We start from the raw sequence: 18,889 nt of genomic DNA on the forward strand, positions 1-18,889 counted from the left end.
AGTTAAAAGTTGTAATCCAAGGTAAATAGCCGGTAAAGGCGCTTTTCTTAATGCGCCTCAGTGCTTATCTTTCAGCCTCCCAAAGTAGAAGCTCTCGCGCCCAATGGTTGATCACTCCATGCAATCCTCCCCCCGCAACTCCCGCCGCTGGCTGTTCGGCCTGCTCGTGCTGCTGGTTATCGCCGTCCTGTGCTGGAAGTTCTGGCCCGGCAGCCACAAGGATGCCGGCGAGAAAAAACCGGCCGGGCATGCCGGCAAGTCGGGGATGATGCGCCCGGGCTTCGGGGGTTCCACCGGCCCGATTCCCGTGCGCGTGGCGCCGGCGGTGCTGGGTGAGTTCCCGGTGTACTACAAGGCATTGGGCACGGTCACCGCGCTCAATACCATTAACGTACGCAGCCGGGTGGGCGGTGAGCTGGTGAAGATTGCCTTTGAAGAAGGGCAGATGGTCAAGGCTGGCGACCTGCTGGCGGAAATCGACCCGCGCAGCTACCAGAATGCCTTGCTGCAGGCCCAGGGCACGCTGTTGCAAAACCAGGCGCAGTTGAAAAACGCCCAGGTTGATGTCCAGCGTTACCGCGACCTGTATGCCCAGGACAGTATCGCCAAGCAGACCCTGGACACCGCCGAAGCGCTGGTCCTGCAATATCAGGGCACGGTCAAGACCAACCAGGGCGCAGTGGACGACGCCAAGCTCAACCTCGAATTCACCAAGATCCGCGCGCCTATCGGTGGCCGTGTGGGCTTGCGCCAGGTCGACGTGGGCAACCTGGTGGCGGCCAACGACACGACCTTCCTGGCGGTGATCACCCAGACGCAGCCGATCAGTGTGGTTTTCACCCTGCCGGAAAACACCCTGGACACCGTCCTTGCCCGTTACCACGCCGGCAACAAGCTGCCGGTGGAGGCCTGGGACCGTGGCGACGCCAAAAAACAGGCCGTGGGTGTGCTGCAAAGCCTGGACAACCAGATCGACGTGACCACCGGTACCCTGAAATTCAAGGGCCGCTTCGATAACAAGGACCAGGCGCTGTTCCCCAACCAGTTCGTCAACGTGCACCTGCTCGCCGACACCCTGCACAACGTGGTGCTGGCGCCGTCTGCCGCGATTCAGTTTGGCAACAACGGCACCTTCGTCTACAAGCTCGACGGCGACAAGAAGGTCAAGGTCCAGCCACTGGTGGTCGGCGATACTGATGGCGACAACACCGTGATCAAGGAAGGCCTGGCGGCCGGCGACCGTGTGGTGATGGAAGGCACCGACCGCTTGAAGGATGGCAGCGAAATCGAAGTGGTCAACGACAGCAGCGACGTGCCGACCACCCCGACCGAGCACCTGCAAGGCAAGCCTGCGGCAAAAGGGGAGACCGGCGCTAACGCCGGCAAGGCGCAAAAGGTCGGTTCATGAACCTGTCGCGGTTGTTTATCCTTCGCCCGGTTGCCACCACGCTGAGCATGCTGGCCATTGTCCTGGCCGGCATCATTTCCTATCGCTTGCTGCCGGTGTCGGCCTTGCCCCAGGTGGATTACCCAACCATCCGGGTGATGACCCTGTACCCCGGCGCCAGCCCCGATGTGATGACCAGCGCGGTCACCGCGCCGCTTGAGCGCCAGTTCGGGCAAATGCCCGGCCTGACCCAAATGGCGTCCACCAGCTCGGGCGGTGCGTCGGTGCTGACCTTGCGTTTCAACCTCGACATCAATATGGATGTCGCCGAGCAACAGGTGCAGGCCGCGATCAACGCCGCGACCAACCTGCTGCCCAAGGATTTGCCGGCACCGCCGGTGTACAACAAGGTCAACCCCGCGGACACCCCGGTGCTGACTCTGGCGATTACCTCCAAGACCATGCTGCTGCCCAAGCTCAATGACTTGGTGGATACGCGCATGGCGCAAAAGATTGCCCAGATCAGTGGCGTCGGCATGGTCAGCATCGCCGGCGGCCAACGCCAGGCCGTGCGCATCAAGGTCAACCCCGAGGCCCTGGCCGCCAATGGCTTGAACCTGTCGGACGTGCGCACGCTGATCGCCGCGTCCAACGTCAACCAGCCTAAAGGCAACTTCGACGGCCCGACGCGGGTGTCGATGCTGGACGCCAACGACCAGTTGGTCTCGCCCCAGCAATACGCCGAATTGATCCTGGCCTACAACAATGGCGCACCCCTGCGCCTCAAGGATGTGGCACAGATCGTCGACGGCGCCGAAAACGAGCGCCTTGCCGCCTGGGCCAACGAAAACCAGGCCGTGCTGCTGAATATCCAGCGCCAGCCGGGCGCCAACGTGATTGAGGTCGTCGACCGTATCAAGGCGTTGCTGCCGAGCATCACCGAAAACCTGCCGGCCGGCCTGGACGTGACGGTGCTCACCGACCGTACCCAGACCATCCGCGCCTCGGTCACCGATGTGCAACATGAATTGCTGATCGCCATTGCCTTGGTGGTGATGGTGACGTTTCTGTTTTTACGCCGTGTCAGCGCCACGATCATTCCGTCCATCGCCGTGCCGCTGTCGCTGATCGGCACCTTTGGCGTGATGTACCTGGCGGGCTTCTCCGTCAACAACCTCACGCTGATGGCCCTGACCATCGCCACCGGTTTTGTGGTGGACGATGCCATCGTGATGCTGGAGAACATCTCGCGCTATATCGAGGAGGGCGAGACGCCGCTCAATGCTGCGCTCAAGGGCGCCAAGCAGATCGGCTTCACCCTGATTTCCCTGACCCTGTCGCTGATCGCGGTGTTGATCCCGCTGTTGTTCATGGCTGACGTGGTGGGGCGGCTGTTCCGCGAGTTCGCGATCACCCTGGCGGTGGCGATCCTGATTTCCCTGGTGGTCTCGCTGACGCTCACGCCGATGATGTGCGCGCGGCTGCTCAAGCGCGAACCCAAGGAAGAAGAACAGGGCCGTTTCTACAAGGCCAGCGGCGCCTGGATCGACTGGCTGATCGAAGCCTACGGGCGCAAGTTGCAGTGGGTGCTCAGGCACCAGCCGCTGACCTTGCTGGTGGCCATCGCCACCCTGGGCCTGACGGTCGTGCTGTACCTGGTGGTGCCCAAGGGCTTCTTCCCGGTGCAGGACACCGGGGTCATCCAGGGTATTTCCGAAGCGCCGCAGTCGATTTCGTTTGCCGCGATGAGCCAGCGCCAGCAAGAGCTGGCCAAGGTGATCCTGGCTGATCCAGCGGTGGAAAGCCTGTCGTCCTATATTGGTGTGGATGGCGATAACGCCACCCTCAACAGCGGGCGCCTGTTGATCAACCTCAAGGCGCACGGCCAGCGCGACTTGAGTGCGGCCCAGGTGATCACACGGCTGCAGCCGGAAATCGACAAGCTGGTGGGCATTCGCCTGTTCATGCAGCCGGTGCAGGACCTGACGATCGAAGACCGCGTCAGCCGTACCCAGTACCAATTCAGCATGTCGTCGCCCGACGCCGACCTGCTGGCGCTGTGGAGCGACAAGCTGGTACACGCCCTCAGCCAGTTGCCGGAACTTACCGACGTCGCCAGCGACCTGCAGGACAAAGGCCTGCAGGTGTTCCTGGTGATCGACCGCGACGCCGCTTCGCGCCTGGGCGTCAGCGTATCGACCATCACCGACGCACTGTACGACGCCTTTGGCCAGCGGCAGATTTCCACCATTTATACGCAGGCCAGCCAGTACCGGGTGGTCTTGCAGGCCCAATCCGGTGAAACCCTCGGCCCGGCGGCGCTGAACCAGATCCACGTGAAGACCGCCGACGGCGGCCAGGTGCGCCTGTCGAGCCTGGCCCACGTGGAGCAGCGCCAGGCGCAGTTGGCGATCGCGCACATCGGCCAGTTCCCGGCGGTGATGATGTCGTTCAACCTGGCCCCCGGCGTCGCGCTGGGCAAAGGTGTGGAGCTGATCAACCAGACCCAGAAAGACATTGGCATGCCAGTGGGGGTGCAGACCCAGTTCCAGGGCGCGGCCCAGGCGTTCGAAGCGTCGCTGTCGAGCACCTTGCTGCTGATCCTGGCGGCGGTGGTCACCATGTACATCGTGCTGGGCGTACTCTACGAGAGCTACATCCACCCGATCACCATCCTTTCGACCTTGCCGTCGGCAGCGGTGGGGGCCTTGCTGGCATTGCTGCTCAGCGGCAATGACCTGGGCATGATCGCGATCATCGGCATCATCCTGCTGATCGGTATCGTGAAAAAGAACGCGATCATGATGATCGACTTCGCCCTCGACGCCGAGCGTAACCAGGGCCTGGACCCGCAGACCGCGATCTACCAGGCGGCGCTGCTGCGTTTCCGGCCGATCCTGATGACCACCCTGGCCGCCCTGTTCGGTGCGGTGCCGTTGATGCTCGCCACCGGCTCCGGCGCCGAGCTGCGCCAGCCCCTGGGCCTGGTGATGGTCGGCGGCTTGCTGGTGAGCCAGGTATTGACCCTGTTCACCACGCCGGTGATCTACCTGTACTTCGACCGCCTTGGCCGCCGCTGGCGCAAAGAGCCGCAAAGCCTGGAGCCGGTTGAGTCATGAACCTGTCCGGACCGTTCATTCGCCGGCCGGTAGCGACCATGCTGCTGAGCCTGGCGATCATGTTGCTCGGCGGCGTCAGCTTCAACTTGCTGCCGGTGTCGCCGTTGCCGCAGATCGACTTCCCGGTGATCGTGGTCTCGGCCAGTTTGCCCGGGGCCAGCCCCGAGGTGATGGCGTCCACCGTGGCCACGCCGCTGGAGCGCTCGTTCGGCGCGATTGCCGGCATCACCACCATGAGCAGTTCGTCGAGCCAGGGCTCGACGCGGGTAATCCTCGCCTTTGACTCCGACCGGGATATCAACGGCGCGGCGCGCGAAGTGCAGGCGGCCATCAACGCTTCGCGCAACCTGCTGCCCAGCGGTATGCGCAGCATGCCGACCTACAAGAAGATCAACCCGTCCCAGGCGCCGATCATGGTGCTGTCGCTGACCTCCGACGTGCTGCAAAAGGGCGAGTTGTACGACCTGGCCTCGACCATTCTTTCGCAAAGCCTGTCGCAGGTGCCGGGTGTGGGTGAAGTGCAGATCGGCGGCAGCTCCCTGCCGGCGGTGCGCATCGAGCTGGAACCCAAGGCCCTCGACCAGTACGGCGTGGCCCTGGACGACGTGCGCAACACCATTGCCAATGCCAACCAGCGCCGGCCCAAGGGCTCGCTGGAAGACAGCGAGCGCAACTGGCAGATCCAGGCCAACGACCAACTGGAAAAGGCCAAGGATTACGAGCCGCTGCTGATTCGCTACCAGAACGGCGCGGCCTTGCGCCTGGGCGACGTGGCAAAAATCAGCGACGGCGTTGAAGACCGCTACAACAGCGGCTTTTTCAACAATGATTCGGCGGTGCTGCTGGTGATCAACCGCCAGTCCGGCGCCAACATCATCGAGACGGTGCGGCAGATCAAGGCCCAGCTGCCGGCGTTGCAGGCGGTGTTGCCGTCCAGCGTCAAGCTCAACCTGGCCATGGACCGTTCCCCGGTGATCACCGCGACCCTGCATGAAGCCGAGATGACCTTGCTGATTGCCGTGGCCCTGGTGGTGCTGGTGGTGTACCTGTTCCTGGGCAATTTCCGTGCTTCGTTGATCCCGACCCTGGCGGTGCCGGTGTCGTTGGTGGGCACCTTTGCGGTGATGTACCTGTTCGGCTTCTCGCTGAACAACTTCTCGCTGATGGCGCTGATTCTGGCCACGGGCCTGGTGGTGGACGATGCCATCGTGGTGCTGGAGAACATTTCCCGGCATATCGACGACGGCGTGCCGCCGATGAAGGCGGCGTATCTGGGCGCGCAGGAAGTCGGCTTTACCTTGTTGTCGATGAACGTGTCGCTGGTGGCGGTGTTCCTGTCCATCCTGTTTATGGGCGGTATCGTCACCAACCTATTCCGAGAGTTTTCCATCACCTTGTCGGCGGCGATCATCGTCTCGCTGATCGTCTCGCTGACCTTGACCCCGATGCTCTGCGCGCGTTGGCTCAAACCGCACATCAAGGGGCATATGAGCGGTTTGCAGCGCTGGAGCCACAGGATCAACGAGCGCATGGTGGCGGTGTATGCCACCAGCCTGGACTGGGTACTGCGTCACCGACGCCTGACCCTGCTGAGCCTGTTGCTTACCGTGGGCGTGAACATCGCGCTGTACGTGGTGGTGCCGAAAACCTTTATGCCGCAGCAGGACACCGGTCAGTTGATCGGCTTTGTGCGCGGCGACGACGGGCTGTCGTTCAACGTGATGCAGCCGAAGATGGAGACCTTTCGCAAGGCGGTCCTCAAGGACCCGGCGGTGCTCAGCGTGGCCGGCTTTATCGGCGGCAACAACGGCACCAACAACGCGGTGATGCTGGTGCGCCTCAAGCCTATCGCCGAGCGCAAGATCTCGGCCCAGGCGGTGATCGAGCGTATTCGCAAGGAAGTACCGCTGGTGCCGGGCGGTCGCTTGTTCCTGATGGCCGACCAGGACCTGCAATTTGGCGGCAGTCGCGACCAGACCAGCGCGCAGTATTCCTACATCCTGCAAAGTGGTGACCTGGCCGCGTTGCGCCTGTGGTACCCGAAAGTGGTCGCCGCGTTGCGCGAGCTGCCGGAGCTGACCGCCATCGACGCCCGTGAAGGCCGTGGTGCAGCGCAGGTAACGCTGGTGGTCGACCGTGACCAGGCCAAGCGCTTGGGCATCGACATGAGCATGGTCACGGCGGTGCTGAACAATGCCTACAGCCAACGGCAGATTTCCACCATCTACGACAGCCTCAACCAGTACCAGGTGGTGATGGAGGTCAACCCGAAATACGCCCAGGACCCGATCACCCTGAACCAGATGCAGGTGATCACCTCCACCGGTGCGCGGGTGCCGTTATCGACCATTGCCCATTACGAGAACAGCCTGGCCGACGACCGGGTCAGCCATGAAGGCCAGTTCGCCTCGGAAAACATCGCGTTTGATATGTCGCCCGGGGTAACGGTGGAGCAGGGCACGGCCGCCATCGAGCGCGCGATTGCCAAGGTCGGCCTGCCCGAAGACGTGATCGCCAAGATGGCCGGCACCGCCGACGCGTTTGCGGCGACCCAGAAGGGCCAGCCGTTCATGATCCTCGGCGCGCTGGTGGCGGTTTATCTGGTGTTGGGCATTCTGTATGAAAGCTACATTCACCCGCTGACCATCCTCTCGACCTTGCCGTCGGCCGGTGTCGGCGCGTTGCTCTCGATCTACCTGCTGGGCGGCGAGTTCAGCCTGATCTCACTGCTGGGCTTGTTCCTGTTGATCGGGGTGGTGAAGAAGAACGCGATCCTGATGATCGACCTGGCCCTGCAGCTGGAGCGCCATGACGGCATGAGCCCGTTGGAATCGATCCGCAGTGCCTGCCTGTTGCGCCTGCGCCCGATCCTGATGACCACGCTGGCCGCCATCCTCGGCGCCTTGCCATTGCTGCTCGGCTCCGGCGACGGCGCGGAAATGCGCCAGCCGCTGGGCCTGACGATTATCGGCGGCCTGGTGTTCAGCCAGATCCTGACCCTTTACACCACCCCGGTGGTTTACCTCTATCTTGACCGCGCGCGCCACCGCTTCAACGCCTGGCGCGGCGTGCGTACCGATGCTGCCTTGGACACTGCGCTATGAGCGATTCAACCTTGACCCAATTGGCCATGAGCATGCCCCGTGGTTTGCGCGTTGCCAGCCTCCTGCTGTGTGGCGCATTGCTCAGCGCTTGCGCCATCGGGCCTGACTACAAACGCCCGGATGTCATCGAGCCGGTGCAGTTCAAAGAAGCCCAGGGCTGGAGCCAGGCCACGCCCAGCGATTCGCTGGCGCGGGGCGCCTGGTGGGAGCTGTACGGCGACCGCCAGCTGAATGACCTGGTGACGCGCCTGAACAACGCCAACCAGACCGTGGCCCAGGCCGAAGCGCGTTTCCGTCAGGCCCAGGCCCAGGTGCGCAGCGCGCGCGGTGCGTTCTTTCCAACGGTGGACCTGAGTGCCGGAAAAACCCGCGCGAGCCAGGGCACCGGCAGCAGTAACGCCAGCCTGAGCAGTTCCAGCAGCGGTATCCGCGACACCCTCAACGCGCAACTGGGCGTGAGTTGGGAAGCAGATGTGTGGGGCAAATTGCGTCGCGGTCTGGAAGCCAATGAAGCCACGGCCGAGGCCAGCTCGGCGGATTTGGCGGCGATGCGCTTGAGCCAGCAATCGGAGCTGGTGCAGGACTACTTGCAACTGCGTGTCATGGATGAACAGACGCGGTTGTTGCAAGCCACGCTGGACACGTATCAGCGTTCGCTGCAAATGACCGAAAACCAATACCGCGCCGGTGTGTCCGGCAAGGATGCGATCGCTCAGGCGCAAACTCAGCTCAAGACCACCCAGGCCAGCCTGATCGACTTGATCTGGCAGCGGGCTCAGTTGGAAAACGCCATCGCGGTGTTGATCGGCGAGGCACCGGCCAACTTCAACCTGGCGGTGAGCAAAGATATTCCAGCGTTGCCGCAGATTCCCGTGAGCCTGCCGTCGCAACTGTTGGAGCGCCGTCCGGACATTGCCTCGGCTGAGCGCGCGGTGATCGCTGCAAACGCAAATATCGGTGTGGCCAAGGCGGCTTATTATCCGGATTTGACCTTGAGTCTGGCGGGCGGCTATTCCAGCAGCACCTACGCCGACTGGATCAGCTTGCCGAACCGCTTCTGGTCGGTGGGGCCGAAGTTGGCGATGACGTTGTTCGACGGTGGGCAGCGTTCGGCGGAGGTCGATCGCAGCGTGGCCTCCTATGACGAGACGGTAGCCAAGTATCGCCAGACGGTGCTGGATGGTTTTCGCGAGGTGGAAAACTACATGGTGCAGTTGAAGGTGCTGGAGGACGAGGCGGTCGTCAGCAATGAAGCGCTGGAAGCTGCGCGCGAATCGCTGCGGTTGACGCAGAATCAGTACAAGGCCGGGTTGATTGCGTATCTGGATGTCGTCACGGTGCAGGCTACGGCCCTGAGCAATGAGCGGACTGTACTGACGTTGTTGCAGACGCGGTTGGTGGCCAGTGTGCAGTTGATTGCGGCGCTGGGCGGTGGATGGGATGGGCAGGTAGCGTTCAAGGAGTGATTGAGCAACTGTCCGTTGCTGCCATCTGCAGGGGGGAGGGGGCAAGCCCCTCCCGGAGCCGAAGACGTCGATACAGACGCAACTTCAACCCCCCGAGCACCGCAATATTAAGCCAGTAGATTGACGTCAAAACGCCACTAGTGGCCCCATGATAATTAATCAACGCGCCCATAATTATTCTCGCTACAATCGCCCGCTTTGCCACTTGGCACGGGCGCTCCAGGCCCGTCAGTTCTGAGAAATTCCATGCTGATCGGTAGCTATTCCCCCTCCTTGGTCGTGATTTCCCTGTTCGTCGCGATCCTGGCGTCCTACACCGCGCTGGACCTCGCCGGCCGTCTTGCGACCGCCCGGGGCCGCGCCGTGTATGTGTGGATGACGGGCGGCGCATTGGCGATGGGCGTAGGCGTGTGGTCCATGCACTTTATCGGCATGTTGGCCTTGCGCCTGCCGTTTGCCCTCGGGTTTGACCTGGGCATTACCGCGCTGTCCCTGCTGATCGCCGTGTTGTCCAGCGGCTTTGCCTTATGGCTGGTCAGCCAGCCACGCCTGCCGGCGTGGCAACTGGCGTTCGGTGCGCTGATTATGGGCGCGGGCATCAGCAGCATGCACTACACCGGCATGGCCGCGATGCGCATGACGCCGGGCATCGACTACGACCCGACCCTGTTCGGCGCTTCATTGTTGATCGCGGTCGTCGCGTCCGGCGCTGCGCTGTGGATCGCCTTCAACTTGCGTCGCAGCACGCCTTACGTACGCCTGGCACGCGGTGGCGCAGCCGTGGTGATGGGCATTGCAATCGTGGGCATGCACTACACCGGCATGGCTGCCGCGCGCTTTGATGACAACAGCTTCTGCGGCGCCGCACTGACGGGCCTGAGTGGCAAGGGCCTGGACAACCTGGTGCTGGTGACCACGCTGGCGGTATTGATCATCGCGTTGCTGACTTCGTTGCTTGACGCTCGCCTGGAGGCGCGCACCGCCGTACTCGCCGACTCCCTGACCCTGGCCAACCAGGAACTGACGCACCTGGCCCTGCACGACATGCTCACCGGCCTGCCCAATCGCACGTTGCTCGCCGACCGTATTCAGCAAGCCATTCAGGCGGTGAAGGAGCAGGGCGGTTGCTTTGCCCTGATGTTTATCGACCTGGATGGGTTCAAACCGGTCAACGATGCGTTTGGTCACCACATGGGTGACCAGTTGTTGCGCGAGGTGGGCCTGCGCTTGCGCGAAGACCTGCGCGGCCATGACACGTTGGCCCGTATCGGCGGGGACGAGTTTGTGTTGCTGGTGCAATTGACGCAGCCGGACGACGCCGTCGGCCTCGCCGAACGTCAGGTCGGCCTGATCAACCGTGCCTTCAAGGTTGCCGAGCATGAACTGAAAATCTCCGCCAGCATCGGTATCGCGCTGTTTCCGGGCAACGGCAGCAACCCGCAAGAGTTGTTGATGAACGCCGACGCCGCCATGTACCACGCCAAGGGCATGGGCAAGAACGGCTACAGTTTCTTCGATGTGTCGATGAACACCAACGCGCGCAAGCAGTTGCAGTTATTGCAGGACCTGCGCAACGCCCTCGAGCACGAGCAATTTTGTCTGTATTACCAGCCCAAGTTCGATGCGGTGAGCGGCATCCCGGTCGGCGCCGAAGCCTTGCTGCGCTGGGAGCATCCGCAGCAGGGGCTGTTGTTGCCTGCGACGTTTATCGACCTGGCGGAAAAGACCGGTTTGATCATTCCTATCGGCGAGTGGGTATTGAACGAAGCCTGTCGTCAGATGCGTCTGTGGTATGCGCAGGGCTATGAAGACTGGCGCATTGCGGTAAACCTCTCGGCCTTGCAGTTTTGCCATGCCGGGCTGGTCAAGAGTGTTGCCGCAGCCCTGGACCGTCACCAGCTGCCGGCCAATAGCCTGACCCTGGAAATTACCGAAACCACTGCCATGAGTGACGCCGACGCGAGCATGACGGTGTTGCAGCAGTTGTCGGACATGGGCGTTGATCTGTCCATCGATGACTTCGGCACCGGCTATTCGAGCCTGATGTACCTCAAGCGCCTGCCCGCCAATGAGCTGAAGATCGATCGCGGGTTTGTCCGCGACCTGGAACACGACAGCGACGATGCCGCCATCGTTTCGGCCATCGTCGCCCTCGGTCAGGCCCTGGGGCTGCGGATTGTCGCCGAGGGCGTGGAGACCGATGTGCAGCAGAGTTTCCTCACCCGCCTGGGGTGCAACTCGCTGCAAGGCTATCTGCTGGGGCATCCCTTGCCGGCTGACGGTTTCATGGCCGATATCCAGCGTGCCGAAGAGGCGGTAGCGCCTGACAAAAGCCGTGCGTGACGAGTATTCTTGGCCCCAACCCTAAACATCAGGTTGAGTCAGGAGACCGCACGCATGGACAAAGTCGTCATCATCACTGGGGGCAGCCGCGGCATCGGCGCCGAGACGGCATTGCTGGCCGCTCGCGAGGGTTACCGCATCTGCATCAACTATCAGTCCGACGAAAACGCCGCCCATAGCGTGCTCGAACAGGTTCGCGCCCTCGGCGCCCAGGCGATTGCAGTGCGTGCGGACGTCAGCATCGAAGATGAAGTGGTCGCGCTGTTCGGTCGCGTGGATGCCGAGCTGGGCCGCGTCACCGCGCTGGTGAACAACGCCGGCACCGTGGGGCATAAGTCGCGGGTCGACGAGATGTCCGAATTCCGCATCCTCAAGATCATGAAAACCAACGTGCTCGGGCCGATCCTGTGCGCCAAGCATGCGGTGCTGCGCATGTCGCCAAGGCATGGCGGGCAGGGTGGCAGTATCGTCAACGTGTCGTCAGTGGCGGCGCGCCTGGGTTCGCCGGGTGAATACGTCGACTATGCCGCCTCCAAGGGAGCACTGGACACCTTCACGCTGGGGCTGTCGAAAGAAGTTGCCGGTGAAGGGATCCGCGTTAACGCCGTGCGGCCCGGCTATATCTTTACCGACTTCCACGCCCTGAGTGGTGATCCGGACCGGGTCAGCAAACTTGAATCCGGCATTCCGATGGCCCGTGGCGGGCGCCCGGACGAAGTGGCCGAGGCGATTATCTGGTTACTGTCGGACAAGGCCTCGTACACCACCGGCACCTTCCTGGACCTGGGCGGCGGTCGCTGATCACCGCTGTTGGCCGGCTGTTGAGTGAGGCACCCAAGGGGCGCCTCACGGTGACGTTCAGGGCAGCTTGATCTGATACGCCGCCAACTGGGCCTTGTGTTGCGCCTCCACCGAGCTTGGGTCGACGCGTTTGGCGAACTGGGTCAAGTCGCGTCGAGCGTTTTCCTTGTCGCCCAGTCGGTCGTAAGCCAGCGCTCGCTGGTAGTAGGCCCACGCGTAGTCAGGCTGTTTGATCAGTCCGGCGCTGTAGGCTTCGGCGGCTTCGCGGTACTGGCCGAGGTCGTAGAGCGCCAGGCCCAAATGATAGAACGTCGGCATGTTGAACCCGGCGCCTTTGCCATTCTCACCCAGGCCGGCATCCAGATTGGACTGCACCAGTTCGAGGGCTTTTTGCGGGTTGCCATTGAGGCGGTACAGGTAGCTCAGTTCCAGGGTCGCACGCGGTTCGGGGTGCGGGTTGGTGGCGATGGATTTTTCGCGTGCGCTGATGGCTTGCGGATACTGCTTGAGGTTTGTGTAGGCCACTGACTGCAACAGGTACACGGTGCTCTTGATTTTGGGCGGCAGGGTGTTCTTCGTCAGGCACAGCTCTGACTCTTGAATCACCTGCTGATTTTGCTCGGCTCTCATGGCCTTGCTGGTGTTGACGCAATGCTGCAGGTTGAGTTCGGCGGGGGTTGGCTGGTGCGCGCAACCGGTGACAACTGCGGCAACGGCCAGCAGGGCGAAACCACGAATAGAGGCGTTAGGCATGCTTGGTCAGTCCAGCAGATTGGCGTTGAGGTCGGGGCGATAGACTTGCAGCAGGGCAGGCGTGACGGTGCCTTGCAAGGAGCAGAAGATCTTCGTACGCCCCTCGGTCGGACCTTTTTCCAGGCTCAGCGTACGCTCTACAAAGCCAAAGGGCGTGGCCACGCCCGGTCCCGCCAAACCTTCGGTGCGCCATTGGCCGATCGGGTCGCCTACCCGGCGAATATCGGCGCGGCTGACGCTGCCTCGTTCTGCTACCAGACGTGCGTGGTCGGCGATCAAAGGCTTGAGGTGCTCGGCAACATCGCTCACCGAACCTTCGGCGACGAATCCCCAGAACAGCAAATTGCCGACATTGGGCAGCGACATGGCTTCATTGTGATACCCCACAAGGCGCACGCCGTTGACCATCAGCGGTTGCTCAAAGGCCTGATAGCGACCACCTTCCTGCAGTGGGTTCATGACCAATGGAGCGCTGACGTTGCCCTGTTTGGCCACGCGCAGGGTGCCGGCGGGCAGGGAAGCGGTGTTGAGGGTTTCGAAAAAGCGTGCGTCACAGCGGGAGAAATCGCTGAACAGCTGATCAGGGGTGGCGGCAGTGGTTTGGCCCAGGGCCTGGCTGGCAAGCGCCAGCAAGCAAAGGGCGGATAACAGTGGGCGAAGCATCGGCGTCATCCATGAGCGTTGAGGGGCGGCGAGTGTAACAAGGCTGAAACGTCTTCGCTAACCGGAGGGGCGTTGCCCGACGGTCTGGCTGCGGCGAGCCTGTTCAAAACGAGCGCACGATCCGCCCCAGCGTTTCCATCGCTTTCTCCGACGCCTCGGTCCACGGGCTGCCGTAATTCAAGCGGATGCAATTTCTGAAGCGCTGGGTCGCCGAGAAAATCGGCCCCGGCGCAATGCTGATGCCTTGGGCCAGGGCCATCTGGAATAACTTCAGCGAGTCGGTTTGCTCCGGCAGTTCGAGCCACAAAAAATACCCGCCAGCCGGCTGGCTGACCCGTGTCTGGGCCGGGAAATAGCGGGCGATGGCCGCCAGCATCGCGCTTTGCTGTTCTTCCAGGGCATAGCGCAACTTGCGCAAATGGCGGTCATAACCGCCGTGTTGCAGGTAGTCGGCAATCGCCGCCTGCGCCGGCATTGATGGGCACAACGAGGTCATCAGCTTCAAGCGCTCGACCTTCTGCGCATAGCGCCCGGCGGCCACCCAGCCAACGCGGTAACCCGGGGCCAGGCTTTTGGCAAAGGAGCCGCAGTGCATCACCAGGCCTTCGGTGTCGAAGGCCTTGGCCGGTTTGGGCGCTTGCTGCCCGTAATACAACTCGGCGTACACGTCGTCTTCGATCAGCGGCACCTGGTGACTGCGCAGCAGTTCCACCAACGCCTGCTTTTTGGCCTCCGGCAGGGTTGCGCCCATCGGGTTCTGGAAGCTGGTCATGGTCCAGCAGGCCTTGATCGGGTAGCGCTCAAGGCTTTGCGCCAAGGCGTTGAGGTCGATGCCGTCGCGTGGGTGCACCGGAATTTCCACGGCCTTGAGCTTCAGACGTTCGAGCACCTGCAGGCAGGCATAAAACGCCGGCGCTTCGATGGCTACCAGATCGCCCGGCTCGGTCACGGCCTGCAGGCACAGGTTCAGGGCTTCGAGCGCGCCGTTGGTGATCAGCAACTCTTCCATCGGCAGCATCAGGCCGCCAACCATGTAACGCAGGGCAATTTGCCTGCGCAGCTGCGGGTTGCCCGGTGACATGTCGGTCACGACCAGGCGTGGGTCCATTTCGCGGCTGGCACTGGCCAGCGAACGTGCCAGGCGTGGCAAAGGGAACAGCATCGGGCTGGGAAAGGCCGAACCGAAGGGGACGGTGTTGGGGTCTTTGATGGAGTCCAGTACCGAAAACACCAGTTCACTCACATCGACTTCGGTGGATTCGTGCACATGCTCGCTCACCACCGGCTCGGAAAACGGGCTCGGTGCATGGGTGTTGACGAAGTAACCGGAGCGCGGCCGCGCGCGGATCAGCCCACGGCGTTCGAGCAGGTAATACGCCTGGAACACCGTGGACGGGCTGACGCCGTAGGTCTGGCTCGCATAGCGCACCGACGGCACGCGCTGGCCGGGCCCGAGCACGCCGGAGCGGATCAGTTCTGCGATGTCATCGGCGAATTTTTCGTAGCGTTTCATGAAGACCTTAAAAACAGTTTTCTCATTATGAACACAGGGCAAACAGTGGCTGGGGGCCTGTGTCGGTTAGACCTCAGCGGTTCATCGGCGCCACAAAGCGGCTGTCGGCCGCACTGTAGATCCACGGCTCATCCACGTCTGTCACCTTGAACCGCAGGGTCTGTGAACTGCTCGCCGGCTTGTCGGCCAACAATGCCACCGACACCGGCACATCGCTGATTTCCCCCGGCGCCAGGCTGAGCTCGGTCTTGCCTTGCAGCACGAAACCCTCGGCGTCCACCAACGCCAGGCGATAGTCCTGGCGCTGCTGGGTTTTGTTGATGACCTTGAGGCTGTAAATGTTTTCGATCAAGCCCTGGCTGTTTTCGCGAAACATGCCGCGGTCCTTGGTGACGTCGAGCGACACCATCGGCCGTCCTACCAGGGCCACCACCAGTGCGGCGATCATCACCAGCAGCACGGCACTGTAGCCGATCAATCGCGGCCGAAGCAGGTGGGTTTTGCCGCCCTGCAGTTGATGCTCGGAGGTATAGCTCACCAGGCCGCGGGCATAGCCCATTTTGTCCATGATCGAATCGCAGGCGTCGATGCAGGCCGCGCAGCCGATGCACTCCATCTGCAAGCCGTCGCGGATATCAATGCCGGTAGGGCACACCTGCACGCACAGCTGGCAGTCGATGCAGTCACCCAGGCCGACGTCGGCGGGCGTCACGTCTCGTTTGCGCGGGCCGCGGTGTTCTCCACGCGCCGCATCGTATGAAATGGTCAGGGTGTCCTTGTCGAACATCACGCTCTGGAAGCGCGCATAGGGGCACATGTGCATGCACACCGCTTCACGCAGCCAGCCGGCATTGATGTACGTGGCCGCGGTGAAAAACAGCACCCAGAACAGGCTGACGCCGCCCATTTGCCACGTCAGCAGCTCCAAGGCCAAAGGCCGGATGGGCGTGAAGTAGCCGACAAACGTCAGCCCGGTCAACACGCTGATGCCCAGCCACAAGGCATGTTTGGCCGAGCGCCGCGCCAGCTTGTTCAGGCTCCATGGCGCTGCGTGGAGCTTGATGCGCTGGTTACGTTCGCCTTCGGTGACCTTTTCACACCACATGAACAGCCAGGTAAACGAGCTTTGCGGGCAGGTGTAGCCGCACCACACCCGGCCTGCGAACACGGTGATGGCAAACAGGCCAAAGGCGCAGATGATCAGCAGCGCCGACAACAGGATGAAGTCCTGGGGCCAGAAGGTTGCGCCGAAGATGTGGAATTTGCTCTCGGCCAGGTCCCACAGCACGGCCTGGCGCCCACCCCAGTTCAGCCATACGGTGCCGAAAAAGGCCAGGAACAGCACCGCGGCGCCGGCTATGCGCAAGGTACGAAACAGGCCGGTAAAGCTGCGGGTATGGATCAGGTTGTCGCTGGATTTGGCCTTCACCTTCTTTGGGTGTATGGGCTCAAAGGTTTCCACGGTTGGGATTCTTTCGCTCATGGTCGTTCGCTCATCAGCCTCCATCAGGCGGATGAACTATGGACGCCGCTCTGTGTGCATAACAGACTCAGCTAGGGCGATAAAAAGCGGATCAGATGGGGTTCGTCTACAAGGCTGTGGCCGGTCGCTGCACTCCGTGGCGCCAGGAGTGCAGCGCTAATCAGCGCACATTGATACAGATCAATCAAATTACCGAATCACTGTCGGTCGCCTTTAAGTGTTTGCGTCCATCCACGGCGCCGGCGACGGTCAAGGCATCGGCTTCGGCCTCGGTGATGTAGATCCTGTCGTTATCCAGCGTCACAAAAGACATGGCTTTGAGGCTGTCGGTACTGACCGTCACGTCGGGCGCAGGCAGGCTGCGCTCCTGGCCGTCTTCATCAACCTTGAAGTAGCACGTCTGGTTATCGATACGTACAGGCATGGTGATCTCCTTTTCCATTGGCGGGTGATCATTAGGGTTCACCCGGTTGCCCTGCGTTCCAGGCAACTGACTGGCGGTCGCCGTTGTCCATGCTAGACCCATAATCACAAAGGACCGCTTTCCATGGATGCCTGGTGGAGCGAAGTGTGGCAAACCCTGCAAGCCGAATTTGCCGACATCGGCGATGCGAAACAACTCACCCAGATCACCGTGCGCTTGCTGATCGCCGCGCTCCTGGGCGGTATTCTCGGGTTCGAACGGGAACAGAAGGGCAAGGCGGCCGGTGTACGCACCCACATGCTGGTGGCGTTGGGCGCCGCGCTGTTTGTATTGGTGCCGCAGACGTCCGGCAGCCAGGCGGATGCGATGAGCCGGGTGCTTCAAGGCGTGATTGCCGGCATCGGATTTCTCGGCGCCGGCACCATTCTCAAAGGCAAGGAAGATGAGCAGGGCCAGCACGTCAAAGGCCTGACCACCGCTGCCGGCCTGTGGATGACTGCGGCAATCGGGGTTGCCGCCGGCATGGGCCGCGAATCGACAGCGGTGCTCAGTACCTTGCTGGCCTTGGCGGTATTCAGCGTGATGCCCCGGATCGTCAGGGCATTCGAGATTGAGGATGACCGCCGATCAGGTGAGTAGATCGTTTTCTTTGACCTGACCAAATATCTTTGCAACCAGCGCAGGCTCCCCCTGGTTGCCGGCAATCACCAGCACGCTGGCGTTGTGCGCACGCGAGTATTTCAACTGCATCTCACCACTGGCGCCGGATAACTGGTTGACCCAGTGCAGCGGTTTATTCAGTTGCCGGCGAATGCCGGTGACGTCCAGCTTGTCCCGGTCGGTGACAAAGTGCCTGATTTCACACGGGTGCTCGAGCGTGGACTCAAGCGTGTTAGTGAAACTGTAGGTCTTGGGGTGGTTTTTACAGTCGGACTCGTAGTGGTCCCGTCGCTGCCAATCTTCAAGATGCGCATATTGCAACGGCTCGGTCACCTTCCGGACCTGAGTGGCAATGTCGCAGAGGTGTTTGCTCTTAACCTGCAGGCTATGCATATAGTCCTGAATGCTCGTCAGGGGCGCGTGTTCCTGGCGGGAGAACGCGCGAACCATATCAAAGCGACTGCTCGGTGAGGCTTTCATCAAGCTGGCTTTCAACGCGAACAGCGCCGCCTCCACATAGTTGCGATAGGCGCCGACCTGCTCGGTTTCAATGGGGCTCAAGACCGTGTCGAGCGAACCTTTGTTCAGTTGGGTTTCGATCCTGGCGAGGATCTTGATGCAGGACGTTGCGTTGGGGCTGTTCAACAGGCACTTGAGGTTGTCGGGGGTCAACAGCCTGTCGATGGTGTTGAAGGTGTCTTTTGACTCGCTGGACTCAGGGTCGCGCATCAGGCGCTCAACGGTTTTGCGGTCCAGCTGGTCGCAGAGTTGCTTGAGCTGTTTTTCCAGCGCCGCCTGGTCGGCGGGTACGGCACCATCTGCACGCATCGGCTCGCGGGTGGTGTTCGGCGCCGACCGGAGCAGGGCGTCCAGCGCTTGAGCAGACACGCTCACGGGTGATGGCGGCATGGGGTGGGAATGAAGGTGGCCTGGGATGAGTTCGGCGCGGGCACGAGACGGCTGCTGGATAGTCGACATGATGAATCCTCAAAAACCAATCGGACGAGCGCTGGGGCCAGGGGCCTGGAAATGAAGTCAGCGCAAAATCAGTATGAGAACGATCGCATCGGTTGGAATTAGGGCTTTGCCTTTCTAGTGAGTGGGAATTTTCTGCGTCAACGCCTGCTCGCGAGTCACGGTTCAACGGCCAGTACTGCGTCGGCAGTACTCGCC

General features: G+C 61.9%; 13 protein-coding genes. 7 read left to right on the forward strand and 6 right to left on the reverse strand.

The window, feature by feature from the left end; genetic code table 11:
• The first annotated feature begins 103 nt into the window (after nt 1-103).
• The 6 genes from C4J83_RS13310 (at nt 104) to C4J83_RS13335 (ending at nt 12,220) form a co-directional block, all read left to right on the forward strand.
• Nucleotides 104-1,408 carry an MdtA/MuxA family multidrug efflux RND transporter periplasmic adaptor subunit gene (locus C4J83_RS13310; protein WP_124417258.1) on the forward strand — a complete coding sequence of 435 codons (1,305 nt, stop codon included), beginning with the start codon at nt 104-106 and terminating at the stop codon, nt 1,406-1,408.
• Nucleotides 1,405-4,506, forward strand: coding sequence for an MdtB/MuxB family multidrug efflux RND transporter permease subunit (locus C4J83_RS13315; protein WP_124417259.1), 3,102 nt, complete (start codon nt 1,405-1,407; stop codon nt 4,504-4,506). The genes C4J83_RS13310 and C4J83_RS13315 overlap by 4 nt, the downstream gene beginning before the upstream one ends.
• Entirely contained in the window at nt 4,503-7,610 is a 3,108-nt protein-coding gene (locus C4J83_RS13320) for an efflux RND transporter permease subunit (RefSeq protein WP_119741899.1), read from the forward strand. The genes C4J83_RS13315 and C4J83_RS13320 overlap by 4 nt, the downstream gene beginning before the upstream one ends.
• Nucleotides 7,607-9,076, forward strand: coding sequence for an efflux transporter outer membrane subunit (locus C4J83_RS13325; RefSeq protein WP_106577889.1), 1,470 nt, complete (start codon nt 7,607-7,609; stop codon nt 9,074-9,076). Before C4J83_RS13320 ends, C4J83_RS13325 begins: the two co-directional genes overlap by 4 nt.
• A 246-nt stretch (nt 9,077-9,322) precedes the next feature.
• Nucleotides 9,323-11,419: a putative bifunctional diguanylate cyclase/phosphodiesterase gene (locus C4J83_RS13330; RefSeq protein ID WP_106577890.1), complete on the forward strand. Its 2,097-nt coding sequence runs from the start codon at nt 9,323-9,325 to the stop codon at nt 11,417-11,419.
• A gap of 54 nt (nt 11,420-11,473) precedes the next feature.
• Nucleotides 11,474-12,220, forward strand: coding sequence for an SDR family oxidoreductase (locus tag C4J83_RS13335; protein WP_124417260.1), 747 nt, complete (start codon nt 11,474-11,476; stop codon nt 12,218-12,220).
• A gap of 57 nt (nt 12,221-12,277) precedes the next feature.
• Here the strand turns inward: C4J83_RS13335 and C4J83_RS13340 are convergent, their stop codons facing one another.
• From C4J83_RS13340 to C4J83_RS13360, 5 genes are all read right to left on the reverse strand, one after another.
• Nucleotides 12,278-12,973 carry a tetratricopeptide repeat protein gene (locus tag C4J83_RS13340; protein WP_124417261.1) on the reverse strand — a complete coding sequence of 232 codons (696 nt, stop codon included), beginning with the start codon at nt 12,971-12,973 and terminating at the stop codon, nt 12,278-12,280.
• A 6-nt stretch (nt 12,974-12,979) separates the two neighbouring features.
• On the reverse strand, nt 12,980-13,636 hold the full coding sequence (locus C4J83_RS13345; protein ID WP_256660674.1) for a hypothetical protein: 657 nt from the start codon (nt 13,634-13,636) through the stop codon (nt 12,980-12,982).
• A 103-nt stretch (nt 13,637-13,739) separates the two neighbouring features.
• Nucleotides 13,740-15,149 carry a GntR family transcriptional regulator MpaR gene (gene mapR, locus C4J83_RS13350; RefSeq protein ID WP_106577894.1) on the reverse strand — a complete coding sequence of 470 codons (1,410 nt, stop codon included), beginning with the start codon at nt 15,147-15,149 and terminating at the stop codon, nt 13,740-13,742.
• A 73-nt stretch (nt 15,150-15,222) separates the two neighbouring features.
• Nucleotides 15,223-16,632 (reverse strand): cytochrome c oxidase accessory protein CcoG, encoded by a 1,410-nt coding sequence (gene ccoG / locus C4J83_RS13355; RefSeq protein WP_119741907.1) that lies wholly within the window; start codon nt 16,630-16,632, stop codon nt 15,223-15,225.
• A 184-nt stretch (nt 16,633-16,816) separates the two neighbouring features.
• A complete protein-coding gene (locus C4J83_RS13360) occupies nt 16,817-17,056 on the reverse strand; it encodes a DUF3203 family protein (protein ID WP_124417263.1) in 240 nt (79 codons plus the stop codon).
• A 123-nt stretch (nt 17,057-17,179) separates the two neighbouring features.
• Here C4J83_RS13360 and C4J83_RS13365 point away from each other — a divergent pair, with 123 nt between their 5' ends.
• Entirely contained in the window at nt 17,180-17,695 is a 516-nt protein-coding gene (locus C4J83_RS13365) for an MgtC/SapB family protein (protein WP_124417264.1), read from the forward strand.
• On the opposite strand, the gene C4J83_RS13370 is transcribed toward C4J83_RS13365, so the two are convergent.
• A complete protein-coding gene (locus C4J83_RS13370; RefSeq protein ID WP_106577897.1) occupies nt 17,684-18,694 on the reverse strand; it encodes a M10 family metallopeptidase C-terminal domain-containing protein in 1,011 nt (336 codons plus the stop codon). The genes C4J83_RS13365 and C4J83_RS13370 overlap by 12 nt on opposite strands.
• Nucleotides 18,695-18,889 lie beyond the last annotated feature (195 nt).

Source organism: Pseudomonas sp. LBUM920 (assembly GCF_003852315.1).
Classification (GTDB): Bacteria; Pseudomonadota; Gammaproteobacteria; order Pseudomonadales; family Pseudomonadaceae; genus Aquipseudomonas.

Coding starts and splice junctions, on each gene's coding strand:
- C4J83_RS13310 (WP_124417258.1), top strand. CDS start 104: ATGGTTGATCACTCCATGCAATCCTCCCCCCGCAACTCCCGCCGCTGG.
- C4J83_RS13315 (WP_124417259.1), top strand. CDS start 1,405: ATGAACCTGTCGCGGTTGTTTATCCTTCGCCCGGTTGCCACCACGCTG.
- C4J83_RS13320 (WP_119741899.1), top strand. CDS start 4,503: ATGAACCTGTCCGGACCGTTCATTCGCCGGCCGGTAGCGACCATGCTG.
- C4J83_RS13325 (WP_106577889.1), top strand. CDS start 7,607: ATGAGCGATTCAACCTTGACCCAATTGGCCATGAGCATGCCCCGTGGT.
- C4J83_RS13330 (WP_106577890.1), top strand. CDS start 9,323: ATGCTGATCGGTAGCTATTCCCCCTCCTTGGTCGTGATTTCCCTGTTC.
- C4J83_RS13335 (WP_124417260.1), top strand. CDS start 11,474: ATGGACAAAGTCGTCATCATCACTGGGGGCAGCCGCGGCATCGGCGCC.
- C4J83_RS13340 (WP_124417261.1), bottom strand. CDS start 12,973: ATGCCTAACGCCTCTATTCGTGGTTTCGCCCTGCTGGCCGTTGCCGCA.
- C4J83_RS13345 (WP_256660674.1), bottom strand. CDS start 13,636: ATGCTTCGCCCACTGTTATCCGCCCTTTGCTTGCTGGCGCTTGCCAGC.
- mapR (WP_106577894.1), bottom strand. CDS start 15,149: ATGAAACGCTACGAAAAATTCGCCGATGACATCGCAGAACTGATCCGC.
- ccoG (WP_119741907.1), bottom strand. CDS start 16,632: ATGAGCGAAAGAATCCCAACCGTGGAAACCTTTGAGCCCATACACCCA.
- C4J83_RS13360 (WP_124417263.1), bottom strand. CDS start 17,056: ATGCCTGTACGTATCGATAACCAGACGTGCTACTTCAAGGTTGATGAA.
- C4J83_RS13365 (WP_124417264.1), top strand. CDS start 17,180: ATGGATGCCTGGTGGAGCGAAGTGTGGCAAACCCTGCAAGCCGAATTT.
- C4J83_RS13370 (WP_106577897.1), bottom strand. CDS start 18,694: ATGTCGACTATCCAGCAGCCGTCTCGTGCCCGCGCCGAACTCATCCCA.